A 17,088-nucleotide genomic window follows, 5' to 3' on the forward strand; every position below is an offset into this window, starting at 1 on the left:
CATCCCCGGCGTGAGCCTGCTCGTGCCGTGGTACTTCATCTTCTCGAACCTGCGCATGGTCGGCGGTTACGAGGTGCTGATCCTGTCGCACATGTTCGTGGCGCTGCCACTGATCGTGTTCATCATGATGTCGTTCTTCGACTCGCTTCCCCTCGAGCTCGAGGAGCAGGCCCAGGTCGATGGGCTCACGCCGATCGGCGCATTCCTGCGCATCACCTTGCCACTGTCGGTTCCCGGTGTCGCCACCGCTGGCATCCTGTCGTTCATCTTCTCGTGGAACAACTTCATGTTCGCGCTCGTGCTCTCCGGAGCGCGCACCAAGACACTCCCCGTGGCCATCTTCGACTTCGTCGCCTACGCCAGCATCGACTGGGGCGGCCTCATGGCGGCGGCTGTGGTGATCACGGTTCCGATCATGGTCATTGCGCTGTTCACACAGAAGTACATCGTCTCCGGCCTCACCGCCGGCGCTACGAAGGGCTGATCCGTGGCATCCGAAATACCCCCGGTCATGATCATGGGGGTGCAAGGTGCTGGAAAATCCACGATCGGCACGCTTTTGGCTGACCGCCTGGGAGTCGCGTTCATTGACGGCGATCGACTGCATTCCGCCGACAACGTTGCCCGCATGGCGGCAGGCATTGCTCTGACCGACACCGAGCGGATGCCCTGGCTGGCCGATGTGGCGAATGTGCTGCGAGAAGGCCAGACGGAGGGCGTTGTTGTTGTGTGCTCCGCGCTCAAGCGTCGCTACCGTGACTTCATCCGGCACAGCGTTCCGAGTCTCTTCATCGTGGACCCCGAGGGGCCGATGGAACTTGTGGCCCAGCGCATCGGCGCCCGCAACCACGAGTACATGCCAGCAGAACTGCTGCAGTCGCAGTACGACACCCTCGAACCTCTTGAGGCAGACGAGAGCGGCATCGTCGTCGACATCCGCTACACCCCGGCCGAGCTGATCGATTCGATCGTCACGGCAATCACAGAAGGCGGCACCAGTGCTCATCGAGCGGGTTGAAACATTTGCGGTCGCTCCTCGTTGGCTCTTTGTTCGCATCCAGACCGACGACGGCATCGTCGGGTGGGGGGAGGCCTCGCTGGAGGGCAACTCCGGAGTGGTTCGCACCGCAGTCGAACAGTTTGCCGAGTACCTGCTGGGGCAGGACGCTTCGCGCATAGAAGACCACTGGCAGGTTCTGACCAAGAGTGGCTTCTATCGGGGCGGGCCAGTCTTTGCCAGCGCCGTCTCCGGCATCGACCAGGCCCTCTGGGATATCGCAGGCAAGGCGCTGGGGGTTCCCGTTCACCGACTCTTGGGCGGCGCGGTTCGTGACCGCATCCGCGCCTACGGCTGGGTGGGCGGCGACGAGCCGGCAGAAGTGGGCGACCACATCGCGGCACAGATGGCTGTCGGTCTCACCGCCGTCAAGATGAACGCGAGCGGGCGCATGAGCCGCAACGGCAGCGTCGCAGAGCTTGACGCCGTCGTGGCGCGGGTCGCCGCTGCGCGCGACGTGCTTGGCCCTGACCGGGATGTTGCCGTTGATCTGCACGGCCGTTTCACCCTTGCGACGGCTCGCAGGCTTGCTCCTCTTTTGGAGCCGCTGCATCCGTTCTTCATCGAGGAGCCCGTGGCCCCCGAGAACTCGCACCTCATCGCCGATTTCGCCCGATCGACAAGCATCCCGATCGCCACGGGGGAGCGGCTCTACAGCCGCCAGGAGTTTCTGCCCGTCATTCAGGGCGGCATCGCGATCGCGCAGCCCGACCTGTCGCACGCCGGGGGAATCTCGGAGGTGCGGCGCATTGCGGCGCTCGCCGAAACGTTTGATGTGCAGCTCGCGCCGCACTGCCCGCTCGGACCGATCGCGCTCGCCGCGTGCCTGCAGGTCGGGTTCGCTACCCCGAACTACCTGATTCAAGAACAGAGCATCGGAATCCACTACAACCAGGGCGCCGAGGTTCTCGACTATGTCGTAGACACCGAGCCGCTCAAGTTCGTTGACGGCAACTTTGAGCTGCTCACGGGCCCAGGGCTCGGAATCGAGATTGACGAGGCGGCCGTTCGCGCCGCCGACGCGATCGGCAACAACTGGCGTACGCCGCTCTGGCGGCATTCCGACGGTTCCTTTGCCGAATGGTGATTCGCCGAATGTATAAGGGAGAGTTTCATGGATCTGCTTACTGAGCTCACTGCAGCGCGACTGCTCGCCATCATCAGGGGAACGGATGCTCGGGCATCCGTCGACACCGCCCTCGCCCTGGTCGATGAGGGCATCACTCACCTCGAGGTCGCCCTTACAACCCCCGACGCTCTCGACGTGATCTCACGCGTTGTTACCGAGGTCGGCGATGCCGTGACCATCGGTGCCGGCACGGTTCTCACGGCGGATGATGTGGCCAGGGTTCGTGACGCAGGCGCCACCTTTGCGGTGACCCCGGCCGTGGTGCCGAGCATCGCGGAGTGCGCCAGACTCGGTTTTCCCGTGCTGGCGGGGGCCTTCACCCCGAGCGAGGCGTATTCGGCGATGCAGCAGGGTGCGCTGGCGATCAAGCTGTTTCCCGCATCCGTCGGCGGCCCAGCATTTCTCAAGGCCGTGCGTGACCCGTTCCCCGAGATCCCGTTCTTCGCCGTGGGCGGAGTAACGCTCGACACCGTGGCCGCGTACGCCGCCGTGGGGGCCGTCGGCCTCGGTCTCGGCGGGCCGCTGATCGGCGACGCCGCCTCGGGTGGCGACCTTGCTGCTCTCCGTGAGAGGGCGCGGGCGTTCCTCTCCGCGGCCGGGGACTGGGGAACGCCGTGACCTCAACGGTTGACGTCGTCACTTTCGGCGAGTCGATGGGATCGATCAGGGCCACAGGTCGGCTGCGCGACGGCGGGGCGATGTCGCTCAGCCTCGGCGGTGCGGAGTCCAATGTCGCGATCGGCATAGCCCGGCTGGGTCATCTCGCGCGCTGGGCCGGGCGCATCGGAGCCGATGAGGTGGGAGAGCTGGTGCGGCGCACGCTCCGTGCCGAGGGTGTCGACGCGCAGATCGTCGTTGACAACGCCCGCAGCACAGGGCTTCTGCTCATCGAAAAGCGCATCGCCGACATCTCACGGGTCGCCTACTATCGTTCGAACTCCGCAGGGTCGGCGCTCTCCCGGAGCGACCTGGAATCGCTCTTCGACGGCGACCCTCGGGTTCTGCACATCACGGGCATCACGCCCGCGCTCTCTTCTGCTGCCGTCGAGGCGACCCTGTGGGCCGTTCGAGAAGCGGCGAGGCGAGACATCACGGTGTCGTTCGACGTGAACTACCGCGGCGCGCTCTGGAGCAGGAGTGATGCTGCGGCGGCACTTTCCCCTCTGATTGAGCACGCGTCGATCATCTTCGCCTCTGACGACGAGCTCGCCCTTGTCTCGCCGAGCGAGACAGAGGGGGAAGGCGATGCCATTGCAGCATCCCGGCTCCTCGACCGCGGAGTCTCCGAGGTCGTCGTCAAGCGTGGTGGCGATGGCGCGACGGTCTACAGCGCCGCTGGCGAGCTGAGCGTCGCCGCCCGGACCGTGCCCGTGGTCGACACGATCGGAGCTGGCGATGCCTTCACCGCTGGATATCTCTCCGCGTTTCTCGACGGTCTCGACCTCGAAGCTCGGCTCGATCGCGGTGCCGTCATGGGTGCCTTCGCGGTCAGCGCTCACGGCGACTGGCAGGCGTTGCCTACCAAAGCCGAACTCCCGCTGCTCGACCACGCGCCAGGGCACACCGCTCGCTAGGCGGCATCATTCGCATCGAACATGGACACCTGTGCGGTCTAGACCGCACCCGAAACACCTGGAGGAATCGTGAGAATCGACAAGGCTGAGGTCATCGTAACGAGCCCGGACCGCAACTTCGTGACGCTCAAACTCACGACTGACGACGGCCTCACTGGCCTCGGCGACGCCACGCTGAACGGCCGCGAATTGGCGGTCGTCGCCTACCTCACCGAGCACGTTGTGCCGCTGTTGATCGGCCGGGATGCGCACAACATCGAAGACACCTGGCAGTTTCTCTACCGCAGCGCATACTGGCGCCGCGGCCCCGTGACCATGGCGGCGATTGCCGCGGTGGATGTTGCCCTGTGGGATATCAAGGCCAAGGCGGCGGGCATGCCGCTCTATCAGCTGCTGGGCGGAGCATCCCGCACAGGCCTGCTCGCCTACGGTCATGCCTCGGGCAAGTCGCTCGACGAACTGTTCGACAGCGTGCGGGACCACCAAGCGCAGGGCTACAAGGCCATTCGCATCCAGACGGGCGTTCCCGGCCTCAAGTCGATCTACGGCATCGCGTCGAATGCGACCTTCGAGGCCAACGCGGGCGTTCGTTACGACCATGAGCCAGCCCAGCGCGGAGCGTTGCCCAACGAAGAGGACTGGGATACCCGCTCCTACCTGCGCCATGTTCCGACCGTGTTCGAGGCGGTGCGCAACGAATTCGGGCCTGAGCTGCCGCTGCTGCACGATGGGCACCACCGGATGACGCCGATCCAGGCCGCGAGTCTCGGCAAGTCCCTCGAGCCCTATGACCTGTTCTGGCTTGAGGACTGCACCCCCGCCGAGAACCCGGAAGCGCTCAGGCTGGTGCGCCAGCACACCACGACCCCCTTGGCGATCGGCGAGATCTTCAACACCGTCTGGGACTACCAGCAGATCATCCGCGAGCAGCTCATTGACTACGTGCGCAGCGCCGTCACCCACACCGGCGGAATCAGCCACCTCAAGAAGGTGCTGGAATACGCCGCGCAGTACCAGATCAAATCGGGCATGCACGGCCCCACCGACATCTCGCCGGTCGGAATGGCCGCCGCAATGCACCTGGGGCTTGCCATCCACAACTTCGGCATCCAGGAGTACATGAAGCACGGGGCGAAGACCGACACGGTGTTCGAGCAGTCATTCACCTGGACCGACGGGATGCTTCACCCCGGCAACAAGCCAGGCATCGGCGTCGAGCTCAATGTCGACGAGGCAGGAAAGTACCCGTATGAGACGGCGTATCTGCCCTACACCCGCCTCGCCGACGGAACCGTTCATGACTGGTAGAAGCTAACGCACCACGGCGTTGGTCACCGGTTCGCCCGCGAGCATCGCCGTGACATTGTGGCGGATGAGGTCGGCGGCGCCGAGGGGGCGTCCGCCGGCCGCATGCGGCGTAATGATGAGGTTCGGTTCCGCCCACAGCGGTGAATCCGCTGGCAGCGGCTCGGTGCGAAACACGTCGAGCGCCGCCCCGCCAATGTGGCCAGAGCGCAGGGCGGTGAGCAGGGCATTCTCGTCTACGGTCGCCCCGCGACCCACATTGACGAGCCACGCGTGCTGCGGCAGCTGCGCAAACACGTCGGCGCCGATGATGCCGTCGGTCTCTGTCGTCGCCGGCAGCAGGTCAATCAGCACGTCGGTTGTGGGCAGGATGCTGGGCAGCCGGTCGGGAGAGACGATCTGCACGTCGCCATCGGTCCGTGCCGTGCGTGCGACCCCGATCACCGTGGCGCCGAGTGCGGCAAGCAGGGGAGCGAGGGTGCTCGCGATGCTGCCGTATCCCCAGATCACCACCTGTGCTCCGCGCAGGGTTGTGAAGGCATGGCGGCCTGTCTCGGCGGTCAGCCAGTTGCGGCCGTTCACCCAGCGGCGCGCATCCTGATCACGCATTGTCTCGTGCAGCCCGCGGGCTGCGGCCAGAACCAGGGCGAGGGTGTGCTCGGCGACGGGGCCGTCGTGGAGCCCCCGGCCGGATGCGATGGTGACCGAGGGTGCGAAGCCAGCGCCATCGGCGACATCCGTGCCTGCTGAGAGCAATTGCACGAGGCGCAGATTCGGCATTACGGGCGCGGCCGCCGCTAGTTGTGCGGCGGAATTACGCCACGCAACCAGGCCGATGGCGTCGCGATGTTCGGCGGGAATGGGCTCTGCGGGGTCGTAGTCGACGAAGTCGATTCCAGCGATCGGGTCGAGTTCGACGGTGACGGTGGTGGGCACGAGGACGGTGGCGTTTCTAGGTGGCACCCTCCTACGGTAGACTTGCCTCTGAACTTCGGCGAGGGATCGCCGGGCGTGTGCGAAAGCAGACGCACGGCACTCCGTTATCGACGCGGCGAGCAGGCTTCGGGCTTTCCTCACGCTGCAGTGCTTTTGAACTGCCGATGCGTTCGAGTTGAACACACAACCACCGGGCCCCGTGCCCGCCACAAGGAGATAACACCATGGGTGAGAAGACCAGCCGCGCAGGACGTCCGTCCGTCGCCAGCACCACCGAGCCGTCCAACAACATCGTCGCAGAACAGCGCGAGAACTTCGGCAAGGGCTTCGCTCGCCGACTTCGCGCTGAGGGCAAGATCCCCGCTGTGCTTTACGGTCACGGCACCGAGCCCCAGCACCTCGCCCTCCCGGGCCACGAGACCGCTCTTCTGCTCCGCAAGGCCAACGCCATGCTTGAGCTCGACATCAACGGCAAGTCGCAGACCGCGCTGGTCAAGGATGTTCAGAAGGACCCGGTTCGCCAGATCATCGAGCACATCGACCTCGTTGTGATCCGCAAGGGCGAGAAGGTTCAGGTTGACGTTCCCGTGCACGTTGTCGGAGAGGCCGCTCCCGGTTCGGCAATCGAGCAGGAGGGCCACTCGCTTCTCGTTGAGGCTCCCGCAACCTCCATCCCCGAGGCTCTCACGATCAGCGTTGAGGGTGTCGAGCCTGTTACTCACATCCTCGCGTCCGACGTCGAGCTGCCCAAGGGCGTCACGCTTATCGCCGACCCCGACACCCTCATCGTGAGCGTCGTGGCACCGTCGGGTGCTGAGGAGACTGAGGCTTCTGCCGAGGCTCCCGCCGAAGCCGCTGAGTAAGGCTGCTGACATAGCAAGCTTCTTTTCGAAGATAAAGCCACTGGGCGCCGATTCTGAGGAATCGGCCGCCCAGTGGCTTGTCGTCGGTCTGGGCAACCCCGGGGCCGACTACGCCGGAAACCGGCACAATGTGGGGCAGATGGTACTCGCAGAACTTGCGGACCGTGCATCTGCCCCTTTTCGCTCTCATAAGACGAACTCGATGGTCGCGGAGGGCCGGACAGGGCTAGAGGGACCTCGCCTCGTCCTGGCCAAACCCAACAGCTTTATGAATCTCTCGGGCGGACCCGTCGCTGCGCTCATGCGCTTCTACAAGATCCCCGCCGAGCGCCTCATCGTCGTCCACGACGAACTCGACATCCCCTTTGACACCCTTCGCCTCAAGAGTGGTGGCGGACACGGCGGTCACAACGGGTTGCGGGACATCATCTCTGCCATCGGCACCCCCGACTTCATTCGCGTGCGCGTTGGGGTGGGGCGGCCACCGGGCCGCCAGCCCGCCGCCGACTTTGTCTTGCGGGATTTCTCGTCGGCAGAGCGCACGGTTCTGCCCAACCTGTTGGCGGATGCCGCTGACGCGGTCGAGATGGTCGCCCGAGAGGGTCTCACGGCCGCGCAGCAGCGCTTCCACAGCCCCGCCTAGGCGAGAGTCTGCCAGCGGCTCGTCTGAAGCGTTCAGCCGAGCCCGCGTAGAATTGGCCGGTGATACTCGAGGGATTGATTCCTGCGCTTTCGCGCGCCCAGACGTTCGAGGATGCCCTCCGCTATGCCTCGCGCGACGCCGACTTCTCCCTGGTGGAAGGCCTTCGTGCCCCGCTCCTCGGCGGTCTGCTTACCGCGAGGGGAGACGCTCCTTCTCTTGTGGCCATTGTGGCGACGGGCCGCGAATCCGACTCACTCGCCGCTGCACTCTTGAGTGTGGTGCCCTCGGCCGAGGTCGTGCAGTTTCCGGCATGGGAGACGCTGCCCCATGAGCGGTTGAGCCCCAGTACCGAGACGGTGGGCCGACGCATTGAGGCGCTTCGGCGCATCGCTGACTGGCAGAAGCGTCGCGAGGCGGGGCCCGTCTCGCCACTCATCGTGGTCGCTAGCGTTCGGGCTGCTCTCCAGCCGCTGGCCGACAACCTCACGCACCTTGATTCGCTCGAGGTGACGGCTGGCGGGAGAGGTTACGATCTCGCCGACCTGCAGCGACGGCTTGTCGACCTGGCGTACTCACGCGTGGATATGGTCACGCGCCGCGGCGAGTTCGCCGTGCGCGGCGGCATTCTCGATGTCTTTCCGCCGGTGGCGGAGCATCCTCTGCGCATCGAATTCTTTGGCGACGAGGCCGAGCAGATTCGCGAGTTCTCGGTGGCAGATCAGCGGTCGCTGCCCGAGCCGGTCGACGCGGTGAGCATGCCCGCCTGCCGCGAAATGCTGCTGAGTGACTCCGTGCGTCAGCGTGCCCGCGAGATGCTGCCCGAGTTTCCGAGCCTCAGCACCATGCTCGCCAAGATCGCTGACGGCATCCCCGTCGACGGCATGGAGTCGCTTGCCCCCGTCCTCGTCGACAGGCTTGTGCCCCTCACTCACTACGTTCCAGTGGATGCTGCATTCGCCGTGATCTCGCCCGAACGGGTCGAGACCAGGGCGACATCGTTACTCGAGACGAACCGCGAGTTCTTGGGCGCGGCGTGGAACGCCGCCACGGCGGGGGCAGAGGCCCCGATCGATCTTGATGCTGGCGACTTTCTCACGGTGCGTGCGCTTCGCGAATCGGCCGGTGACCGCCCCTGGTGGACGCTCAGCTCCTTCGATAGCGGTGCCGCCGCGGCGAGCCTCGATGAGCTCATCGAGTCGGCCGGTGACTATGTGCGCATCGATGCTCGCACGGTTCCGAACTTCACCGGCCAAGCGGATGGTGCCATCGCGCACGTCGGCTCACTGCTCGGCGACGGATGGTCGGTTGCGGTCGTTGCGCAGGGTCATGGGCTTATCGAGCGCGCGGCCGAGGCTCTAGGCGAACACGGCCTCGCTGCCCGCATCACAGATTCTCTGCCGGATTCGCTCGACCCCGGAGTCGCCTACCTGGTTAAAGGCACGGTCGAGCACGGCTTCGAGATGGAAGACATCCGTCTCGCCGTTCTCAGCGAGACGGAGTTCTACGGTCGCGCTGTCGGCTACGAGTCCCGTCAGATTAAGAAGCTCGGAGTGCGGCGCAAGAACGTCGTCGACCCCCTGCAGCTCAAGACCGGCGACTTTATCGTTCACCAGACCCACGGCATCGGCAAGTTCATCGAGCTGGTGCGCCGCGAGGTCTCGACCGGCGGGCGCAACGCCGTCAAGACGACCCGCGAGTTTCTGCTCATCGAATATGCGCCGTCGAAGCGCGGCTATCCCGGCGACAAGCTCTACGTGCCAACGGATCAGCTTGACCTGATCTCCCGATATGTCGGGGGAGAGGCGCCATCGCTCAGCAAGATGGGCGGCAGCGACTGGTCGGCGGCCAAGAGCAAAGCGCGCAAGGCCGTGCGGGATATCGCGGTCGAGCTGGTCAAGCTGTATTCCGCGCGGATGGCGAGTCGTGGACACGCCTTCGCCCCAGATACTCCCTGGCAGCGCGAGTTCGAAGAGGCTTTTCCCTTTGCTGAAACCCCCGATCAGCTCACGACGATCGACGAGGTCAAGGCCGACATGGAGAGGTCGATCCCCATGGACCGACTCGTCGCTGGAGATGTCGGCTACGGCAAAACCGAGGTGGCGGTTAGGGCAGCATTCAAGGCGGTGCAGGACGGCAAGCAGGTCGTCATGCTCGTCCCGACGACCCTGCTGGTCAAGCAGCACCTCGAAACGTTCGCCGAGCGCTTTGCCGGGTTCCCCATCCATCTGCGCGGTCTGAGCCGCTTTCAGACGGACAAGGAGTCCAAAGAGGTCATCGAGGGCTTGGCCGACGGAACAGTCGACGTCGTCATCGGCACGCATCGCCTGCTGTCGAAGAACATCGAGTTCAAGGACCTCGGCCTCGTCATCATCGACGAGGAGCAGCGATTCGGCGTTGAGCACAAGGATGCGCTCAAGAAGCTAAAGACGAACGTCGACATCTTGGCCATGAGCGCGACGCCGATTCCCCGCACGCTCGAAATGGCGGTCACCGGCATCCGCGAAATGTCGACCCTGGCGACTCCGCCGGAGGACCGGCACCCGATTCTCACGTTCGTCGGGCCGTACAGCGAGAAGCAGGTCGGCGCAGCAATTCGCCGAGAACTGCTGCGCGAGGGCCAGGTGTTCTTCGTGCACAACCGAGTGTCGAGCATTAACCGGGTTGCGGCGCAGCTAGCGGAGATCGTGCCGGAGGCGCGCATCGCGGTGGCCCACGGAAAGCTGCCGGAGCATGTGCTTGAACAGGTGATGGTCGATTTTTGGGAGCGCAAGTTCGATGTGCTCGTCTCGACCACCATCATCGAGACCGGCCTCGACGTGTCGAACGCCAACACCCTCATAATCGATCGCGCCGACAAGTACGGGCTCAGCCAGCTCCATCAGTTGCGAGGCCGAGTCGGGCGTGGCCGGGAGCGGGCCTACGCCTACTTTCTCTACGACGGCGACAAGCCGCTCGGTGAGGTCGCCCACGACCGGCTCGCCACGATCGCCGCGAACAATGAGCTCGGTGCCGGCATGCAGGTCGCGCTCAAAGACCTTGAGATTCGCGGCGCGGGCAATCTGCTCGGCGGCGAGCAGTCCGGCCACATCGCCGGGGTTGGCTTCGATCTCTATCTGCGCATGATCGGTGAGGCCGTGAGCACGTTCCGGGGCGAAGAGGTCGAGGGCCCGGCCGAGCTGCGCCTCGAACTGCCCGTCGATGCCCGCATCCCCGAGGAATACCTCGAGAGCGAGCGTTTGCGCCTTGAGGCCTATCAAAAGCTCTCCGCCGCGAGCTCTCCCGTTGCCGCGCCCGACGCGATCGACTCTGTGGTCGACGAACTGGTCGACCGATACGGTGAGCTTCCGCCCCCTGTCGCTCAGCTGATCGCGGTCTCTCGCCTGCGTCGCCGTGCACAGAAGGCGGGGCTGAGCGAGGTCGTGGTCATGGGGCCGAACCTGCGCATCGCGCCGATCGAGCTGCCCGATTCTCGCCAGGTACGCATGCAGCGCATGTACCCGGGGGCCAAGTATGTGGCCCAGGCGGGTGCGCTCGTTGTTCCGCTGCCGAAGGCGGGAGGCGAGCTCTACAGCGACGACGCCCTGGTGCAGTGGGTCGGCGCGCTCTTCGACGCAATGCTGCCCGACGAGAAGCCTGTCGAGCCTGCAGCGGCCGCGGCGGCTGGTGCCTAGCTCGGAAGAACGGGGCTCGGCGGCACGGCGCTCGTGCGCCTGCCTGGCTTGCGATGAACCCCAAACACAACCACGGGGATCAGCACGAGCGAGCGCAAGTCGATTGCCGCGTGCACAATGATCGCGAGCACGATGCTGCCGCTGGCGAGGTAGAGCACCATCAGCAGCATGCCGATCAGCATCGATCCGATCACGCCGGCGACCCCCTGGTAGAGGTGGAGGGCGCCAAAGATGACGATGCTGGCAACCACGGCAACCAGTGCGCTCCCGGTGATGCCAAAGATCAGGGTGGGCAGGGCTAGGCGGAACATGAGCTCTTCGACCACCCCGGCATTGATCGAAAGAGCGGCCCCCCATCGGAGCTCCTGCCGGTTGCGAGGCAAGATCGCGCTGATGTCGCCGATGGCGGGCACCTCATCGCTTGCGCGGGCAAGCCAGATCGCGCCGACAGCTCCGATGGCAATGGCCGCCGCTGCGGCCCAGACGATAACGGTCGCGGTCGTTCCTCCCGCGTGCATGAGATCGCGCCACCATCGCGTCACAGCCCAGGTCTCGACGTCGGCGAGCATGATCGGGATGAATTGCCAGGTGAGCGCGAGGATCACAACCGACGCGCCGCCGAACACCAGGAACGACTCGATCAGCCAGGTGCGAAAGGTTGCCTGACGCCGCGCGGTGCTGCGATAGCGCTTGAAGCGGCCGTACTCGCGCCGATCCTTGCGGATCGCACGCAGGGTGAGCCCCGCGAGCAAAAGCGCCAGCACGACAGCAAGCACGATTGGCACATGCGGTTGGCCGGGCGTGAGCATGCTTTATTCTCCCAGTGGCGCGCACGCGAAACGCCCACCCGGCGAGTGACAGGATGGTGCCATGAGCGAACAGCCTGAACTTCGATTCGTGACCGACCAGCCGCTCGCGGCACCGCATCCGAATCTCGACGAGTTGATCGCCGTAATGGCGCAGCTGCGGGGCCCGGGTGGGTGCCCGTGGGATGCCGAGCAGACTCATGAGTCGCTCGTGCGATATCTCGTGGAGGAGACGTTCGAGCTGGTCGACGCGATCGAATCCGGCTCGCGACAGGAGCTCATAGAAGAGCTTGGCGACGTGCTCTATCAGGTGCTCTTTCACTCGGATATTGCCGCCAGCGCCCAGGACGAGCCGTTCACGATTGAGGATGTTGCGGCCCATATGACCGCCAAGATGGTCGCCCGCCATCCGCACGTGTTCGGCGACGCGACGGCCGAGACGGCCGAGGATGTTGTGGCCGTGTGGGACGACGTTAAGTCCCGCGAGAAGTCACACCGCACGAGCATTCTCGATGGGATTCCGCAGGGCATGCCCTCGCTGGCGCTCGCCGACAAGGTTTTGGGTCGAGCCGAAAAGGCCGGCGTGCTTGAGGGCGGATCGTCAGCGGTATCGGTGGCCGACGAAGAAGAGCTCGGCGGCCTGCTCCTGGCCATTGTGGCCTCCGCGCGCACGCAGGGTCTCGACGCCGAACGGGCGCTGCGATCGACCCTGCGATCGCTGCAGGATGAGATCCGCGCGTCCGAAAGCGCGGAATAGCCGCCCTGTGACGTGAGTTCGAGGCCGGGTGGGGTGGTGCCCCCCTCGACCCGAACGAGGGGGGCACCCGGCCGGGCGGCTTGCGCTGGAAATTTCACAGCAGAACCCATATGCCCGACCCTGGCCGGTGATTTACCCGATCAACCGGCCATGCTGTGGGGTGTGAGGCCGCGATCGAGCAGAGTCAATAGCCGCCCTCACAAGCGCTGCTGAGCACTGGAGGGGGCGAGGCAGCGAGCCAAGGATACAGGTCGGTCTACCTGCGCGCAAAACAAGCGTGTGTTCACTTTTTTGGCCGAGTGATGCGGGCGTTTGGCGTGCCTTACCTTACGTGCGCTCGTGCGCGCGACGTTGTACCTTCGACCCATGACGAACGCATCCTTCGACCAGCTTCTTTCCGAGCAGATCGGCCACGAGTTCGAGGCTGCCCAGCAGTACATCGCTATCGCCGTGTACTTCGACAACCACGACCTTCCTCAGCTGGCCAAGCACTTCTATAGCCAGGCCATCGAAGAGCGCAACCACGCGATGATGCTCGTGCAGTACCGTCTCGATCGCGATATGGGCGTCGTCATCCCCGGCGTGCCTGCCGTGCGCAACGACTTTGCCGACGAGCGCGAGCCGATTGCTCTCGCCCTCGATCAGGAGAAGCGCGTCACCCGTCAGATCGAGAACCTTTTTGCTGCGGCTCGCGCTGAGACCGACGCCCTGGGCGAGCAGTTCATGCTGTGGTTCCTCAAGGAGCAGGTCGAAGAGGTTGCCTCGATGAGCACGCTTCTGACCATCGTGGAGCGCGCAGAGAACCTCTTCGACGTGGAGAACTACCTCTCCCGTGAGAGCGTTGGGGACAGCGGCCACGACGCTAACGCGCCCGAGGCTGCCGGCGGCGCGGTCTAACACCCGGTGTCGACTAAGCGTTCCGACCCGATCCTTAAATCGGAGCTGGTCGAGCGCATAATCGACCACCTGCTCGAGCATCCTCTGTCGGGGGTCACGTTCCGCAACCTGGCAGAGGCGCTCGAGGTGAGCACGTTCACGCTCGTCTACCACTTCGGCACCAGGCAGCAGATGCTTCGGGATGTTGTGCGAGCCGTCTATTCCAGAGCGGACGGCTTCGCGCGCTCGGCCGAAGCGCCCCCCGAGACCGTCGACGCGTTTGTTTCGCGCGTCGAGGCCGCCTGGGGTTGGGCGCGTCAGCCGCGCAACATCCTTCTCAAACGCCTCGAAATTGAGGCGGCGCTGATGGAGTCACACGACCCAGAGGGCAACCCGGTCACCCGGGAGCTTTTTGCTGGTTGGCGTGACGCGCTGCGGGAGATGCTCATCGGAGTGGGGCTACCAGAGGAGTCTGCTGCAGACGAAGCTCGGCTCATCGTCGACACCTTTTTGGGCCTCCAGTTCGACCTCATCGTCAACGGAAACGCCGACCACACCGATGCCGCCTTTGGCCGGTTTGCCGTCTCGGCCCGGCAGCGCCTGTCAGAATGGGGCAATGGCTTCTCCCGTTAATCCGCCGCGCGGAATGCGCGATTTTCTGCCCGCAGACAAGGCCCGCCGTGAGCGGGTGCTCTCGGTCATTCGTGACACCTACAGTTCGCACGGTTTCGACGAGATCGAAACCCCGGTCATGGAAGACAGTGCGCGACTGCACGCCGGTCTTGGTGGAGACAACGAGAAGCTCGCCTTTGGTGTGCTCAAGCGTGGATTGACCACGGAGGATTTCGCCGCGGCGAAAGATGCCCTCGACCTGGCCGACCTGGGTTTGCGCTTCGACCTCACCGTGCCGCTCGCCCGCTTCTATGCAACGCACCGTGCGGCGCTTCCCCCCGTCTTTCGGGCGATCCAGATCGCGCCGGTATGGCGGGCCGAGCGTCCCCAAAAGGGCCGCTTTCGTCAGTTCGTGCAGTGCGACATCGACATCATCGGCGAAGCGGGTCCGCTTGCCGAGATCGAGCTGATCACCGCGACATCCGCAGCGCTGTCGGCCCTGGGTCTTGAGGGCTGCACGATCCGCATCAACGATCGCCGCATCCTCTTCGGTCTGCTCAATCACTGGAACGTGCCCGCCGAGCAGCAAGACCACGCGCTCATCGTTATCGACAAGCTCGACAAGATCGGGCCAGAGGGTGTCGCAGCGGAACTCGCCGAATCCGGCATCGCTGTCGAGGGTCTCGCCGATGCGCTCGCGACGGGTGGCTGGGATCTGCTCGCGGCCCCGCCAGCGTGGCTTGATCTCGATGCCTACCGCGCACTGCTCGACCTGCGGGCCGCGGTGCCCGGCGCCGAGCTCGTCTTCGACCCCACCCTCGTGCGGGGCATGGGGTACTACACGGGCACGATCTTCGAGGTCGCGCATCCCGCTCTGGGCTACTCGCTGGGCGGCGGAGGTCGCTACGACGGAATGATCGGCCGTTTTCTGGGCCAGGACGTTCCGGCGTGCGGGTTCTCGCTCGGCTTCGAACGACTCGTCGACCTGGTCGAGCTGGGTCAGGAGACGACGGATGCTATCGCGCTTCTGCACGCAGCAGACGTGCCAGCCTCCAGGCTCGTGGCCCTCAAGTCTGAGCTGGTCGCCCGCGGACACCGCGTGCGGCTGGAGCGGCGCCCCAAGAACACCAAGGCAACCCTCGAGCGGCTTGCGCACGAGGGGTTCACCCACTTTGCGTTCGTTGACGCCGGCTCCGAGGCCGACTCGCTAGAACTGCGGCCGCTCGCGGGCTAGCGGTGCGTCGCGGCTAGCGGTACCCGCAGGCGCTGCGCTGCGCTCGCCGCGCGCTGCGCTCTGCGCTCTCGCCGCGCCCGAAGCCGGCTCGCTGCGCCCCAAACTTCGGGCGCGGCGAGCGGCTTACGGGTGCGGGCACGGGTGCGGGCACGCCCGGAGGCGTGGGGCCGCGCGGCATGATCCGCAATCCAGCCCTTCGGCAGACGGAGGCGGTGAGTAGGATTGTCACGTCAACCCCCAACAATTTCTCAAGGAGATCCCCGTGTCGTTGATCGAGGCCATTGGTGCCCGCGAAATTCTGGATTCCCGGGGCAACCCGACCGTCGAGGTCGAGGTTCTTCTCGAGGACGGCACGGTCTCCCGTGCTGCCGTGCCCTCTGGTGCATCGACGGGTGCTTTTGAGGCCTACGAGCTGCGCGACGGCGACAAGGGCCGTTACCTCGGCAAGGGTGTCGAGAAGGCGGTTGACGCCGTTCTCGACGTGATTGGCCCGGAGCTCGAAGGTTTCGACGCCACCGACCAGCGCATGATCGACGCCGCCTTGATCGAGCTTGACGGAACCGAGAACAAGAATCGCCTCGGCGCCAACGCCATTCTCGGTGTGAGCCTCGCCGTTGCCAAAGCCGCGGCAGACTCGCGGGACCTGCCGCTGTTCCGCTACCTCGGTGGTCCCAACGCGCACACGCTGCCCGTGCCCATGCTCAACGTGATCAACGGCGGCTCGCACGCCGACAGCAACGTCGACATCCAGGAGTTCATGATCCTTCCGATCGGTGCGGACACCTTCAAGGAGGGCCTGCGCTGGGGCGTTGAGACCTACCACGCCCTCAAGGGCATTCTGCACAGCAAGGGTCTGAGCACGGGACTCGGCGACGAGGGTGGCTTCGCGCCGAACCTCGGCAGCAACCGCGACGCTCTCGACCTGCTCGTTGAGGCCATCGAGAAGGCCGGCTTCACGGTCGGTCGCGACATTGCGCTCGGTCTTGACGTTGCTTCCACCGAGTTCTTCGCGGACGGCAAGTACACGTTCGAGGGCAAGCAGATCAGCGCCGGCGACCTTTCCGCGTACTACGCCGACCTCGTTGCCTCGTACCCGCTCATCACGATCGAAGACCCGCTGGCGGAGGACGACTGGGAGGGCTGGGCTCAGCTCACCGCCGAACTCGGCTCCAAGACCCAGCTCGTGGGTGACGACCTGTTCGTGACCAACCCGAGCCGCCTCGCAACGGGCATCGAAAAGGGCGCCGCCAACTCGATCCTCGTCAAGGTGAACCAGATCGGAACCCTCACCGAGACGCTCGACGCAGTCACCCTCGCCCAGCGCAGCGGTTACACCGCGATCCTCTCGCACCGCTCTGGTGAGACCGAAGACACCACGATCGCCGACCTCGCCGTCGCCACCGACTGTGGTCAGATCAAGACCGGCGCCCCCGCTCGCTCAGAGCGGGTTGCCAAGTACAACCAGCTCCTGCGCATCGAAGAAGAGCTCGACGGCGCGGCGGTCTACGCCGGTCGCAGCGCCTTCCCGCGCTTCAAGGGCTAAGTCCTAGCGAAGCAGCGTTGCTCCGTGCGCACCCGCGCACGGGGCAAGGGTGCTTGTGAGCCGGGGCAAGGTGAGCGTTGGT

The 17,088-nt window shown here is 65.2% G+C and carries 16 protein-coding genes; 14 read left to right on the forward strand and 2 right to left on the reverse strand.

Annotation, left to right across the window (positions count from 1 at the left end; genetic code table 11):
* From AC062T_RS08295 to manD, 6 genes are all read left to right on the forward strand, one after another.
* The coding region (locus tag AC062T_RS08295; RefSeq protein ID WP_476029050.1) for a carbohydrate ABC transporter permease at window positions 1-484 on the forward strand (484 nt) is incomplete at its 5' end.
* Between the two features lie 3 nt (window positions 485-487).
* A complete protein-coding gene (locus AC062T_RS08300; protein ID WP_476029052.1) occupies window positions 488-1,018 on the forward strand; it encodes a gluconokinase in 531 nt (176 codons plus the stop codon).
* On the forward strand, window positions 999-2,144 hold the full coding sequence (dgoD, locus tag AC062T_RS08305) for a galactonate dehydratase (RefSeq protein WP_476029054.1): 1,146 nt from the start codon (window positions 999-1,001) through the stop codon (window positions 2,142-2,144). Before AC062T_RS08300 ends, dgoD begins: the two co-directional genes overlap by 20 nt.
* Before the next feature lie 27 nt (window positions 2,145-2,171).
* Window positions 2,172-2,804 (forward strand): bifunctional 4-hydroxy-2-oxoglutarate aldolase/2-dehydro-3-deoxy-phosphogluconate aldolase, encoded by a 633-nt coding sequence (locus tag AC062T_RS08310; RefSeq protein WP_476029056.1) that lies wholly within the window; start codon window positions 2,172-2,174, stop codon window positions 2,802-2,804.
* Complete coding sequence (locus AC062T_RS08315) at window positions 2,801-3,760, forward strand: sugar kinase (protein WP_476029058.1); 960 nt, start codon at window positions 2,801-2,803, stop codon at window positions 3,758-3,760. Before AC062T_RS08310 ends, AC062T_RS08315 begins: the two co-directional genes overlap by 4 nt.
* Window positions 3,761-3,829: 69 nt before the next feature.
* On the forward strand, window positions 3,830-5,068 hold the full coding sequence (gene manD / locus AC062T_RS08320) for a D-mannonate dehydratase ManD (RefSeq protein WP_476029060.1): 1,239 nt from the start codon (window positions 3,830-3,832) through the stop codon (window positions 5,066-5,068).
* Window positions 5,069-5,071: 3 nt separating this feature from the next.
* Here manD and AC062T_RS08325 read toward each other — a convergent pair whose 3' ends face one another.
* Window positions 5,072-6,028: an NAD(P)-dependent oxidoreductase gene (locus tag AC062T_RS08325; RefSeq protein ID WP_476029062.1), complete on the reverse strand. Its 957-nt coding sequence runs from the start codon at window positions 6,026-6,028 to the stop codon at window positions 5,072-5,074.
* Between the two features lie 197 nt (window positions 6,029-6,225).
* Between AC062T_RS08325 and AC062T_RS08330 the strand changes: the two genes are divergently transcribed.
* The 3 genes from AC062T_RS08330 to mfd are packed head-to-tail and all read left to right on the forward strand — an operon-like array spanning window position 6,226 to window position 11,178.
* A complete protein-coding gene (locus tag AC062T_RS08330) occupies window positions 6,226-6,864 on the forward strand; it encodes a 50S ribosomal protein L25/general stress protein Ctc (RefSeq protein ID WP_476029064.1) in 639 nt (212 codons plus the stop codon).
* A gap of 40 nt (window positions 6,865-6,904) precedes the next feature.
* Window positions 6,905-7,507, forward strand: a complete 603-nt coding sequence (gene pth / locus AC062T_RS08335) for an aminoacyl-tRNA hydrolase (RefSeq protein ID WP_476029078.1) — start codon at window positions 6,905-6,907, stop codon at window positions 7,505-7,507.
* A gap of 59 nt (window positions 7,508-7,566) precedes the next feature.
* Window positions 7,567-11,178 carry a transcription-repair coupling factor gene (gene mfd, locus AC062T_RS08340; protein ID WP_476029066.1) on the forward strand — a complete coding sequence of 1,204 codons (3,612 nt, stop codon included), beginning with the start codon at window positions 7,567-7,569 and terminating at the stop codon, window positions 11,176-11,178.
* Here the strand turns inward: mfd and AC062T_RS08345 are convergent.
* Window positions 11,175-11,987, reverse strand: a complete 813-nt coding sequence (locus tag AC062T_RS08345) for a CPBP family intramembrane glutamic endopeptidase (protein WP_476029068.1) — start codon at window positions 11,985-11,987, stop codon at window positions 11,175-11,177. The genes mfd and AC062T_RS08345 overlap by 4 nt on opposite strands.
* Window positions 11,988-12,048: 61 nt before the next feature.
* Between AC062T_RS08345 and AC062T_RS08350 the strand changes: the two genes are divergently transcribed.
* The 5 genes from AC062T_RS08350 to eno all read left to right on the forward strand — a co-directional run bounded on the left by AC062T_RS08350 (window position 12,049) and on the right by eno (window position 17,006).
* Window positions 12,049-12,741 carry a nucleoside triphosphate pyrophosphohydrolase gene (locus tag AC062T_RS08350; RefSeq protein ID WP_108997246.1) on the forward strand — a complete coding sequence of 231 codons (693 nt, stop codon included), beginning with the start codon at window positions 12,049-12,051 and terminating at the stop codon, window positions 12,739-12,741.
* A 366-nt stretch (window positions 12,742-13,107) separates the two neighbouring features.
* The gene (locus AC062T_RS08355; protein ID WP_476029070.1) at window positions 13,108-13,638 is read left to right on the forward strand and encodes a ferritin; all 531 of its coding nucleotides are present in this window, start codon (window positions 13,108-13,110) and stop codon (window positions 13,636-13,638) included.
* Window positions 13,639-13,644: 6 nt separating this feature from the next.
* Entirely contained in the window at window positions 13,645-14,250 is a 606-nt protein-coding gene (locus AC062T_RS08360; protein ID WP_476029072.1) for a TetR/AcrR family transcriptional regulator, read from the forward strand.
* The gene (gene hisS, locus AC062T_RS08365) at window positions 14,234-15,463 is read left to right on the forward strand and encodes a histidine--tRNA ligase (RefSeq protein WP_476029074.1); all 1,230 of its coding nucleotides are present in this window, start codon (window positions 14,234-14,236) and stop codon (window positions 15,461-15,463) included. The genes AC062T_RS08360 and hisS overlap by 17 nt, the downstream gene beginning before the upstream one ends.
* Window positions 15,464-15,725: 262 nt before the next feature.
* Entirely contained in the window at window positions 15,726-17,006 is a 1,281-nt protein-coding gene (eno, locus tag AC062T_RS08370) for a phosphopyruvate hydratase (RefSeq protein ID WP_476029076.1), read from the forward strand.
* Window positions 17,007-17,088 lie beyond the last annotated feature (82 nt).

It is taken from the genome of Homoserinimonas sp. (assembly GCF_056262345.1).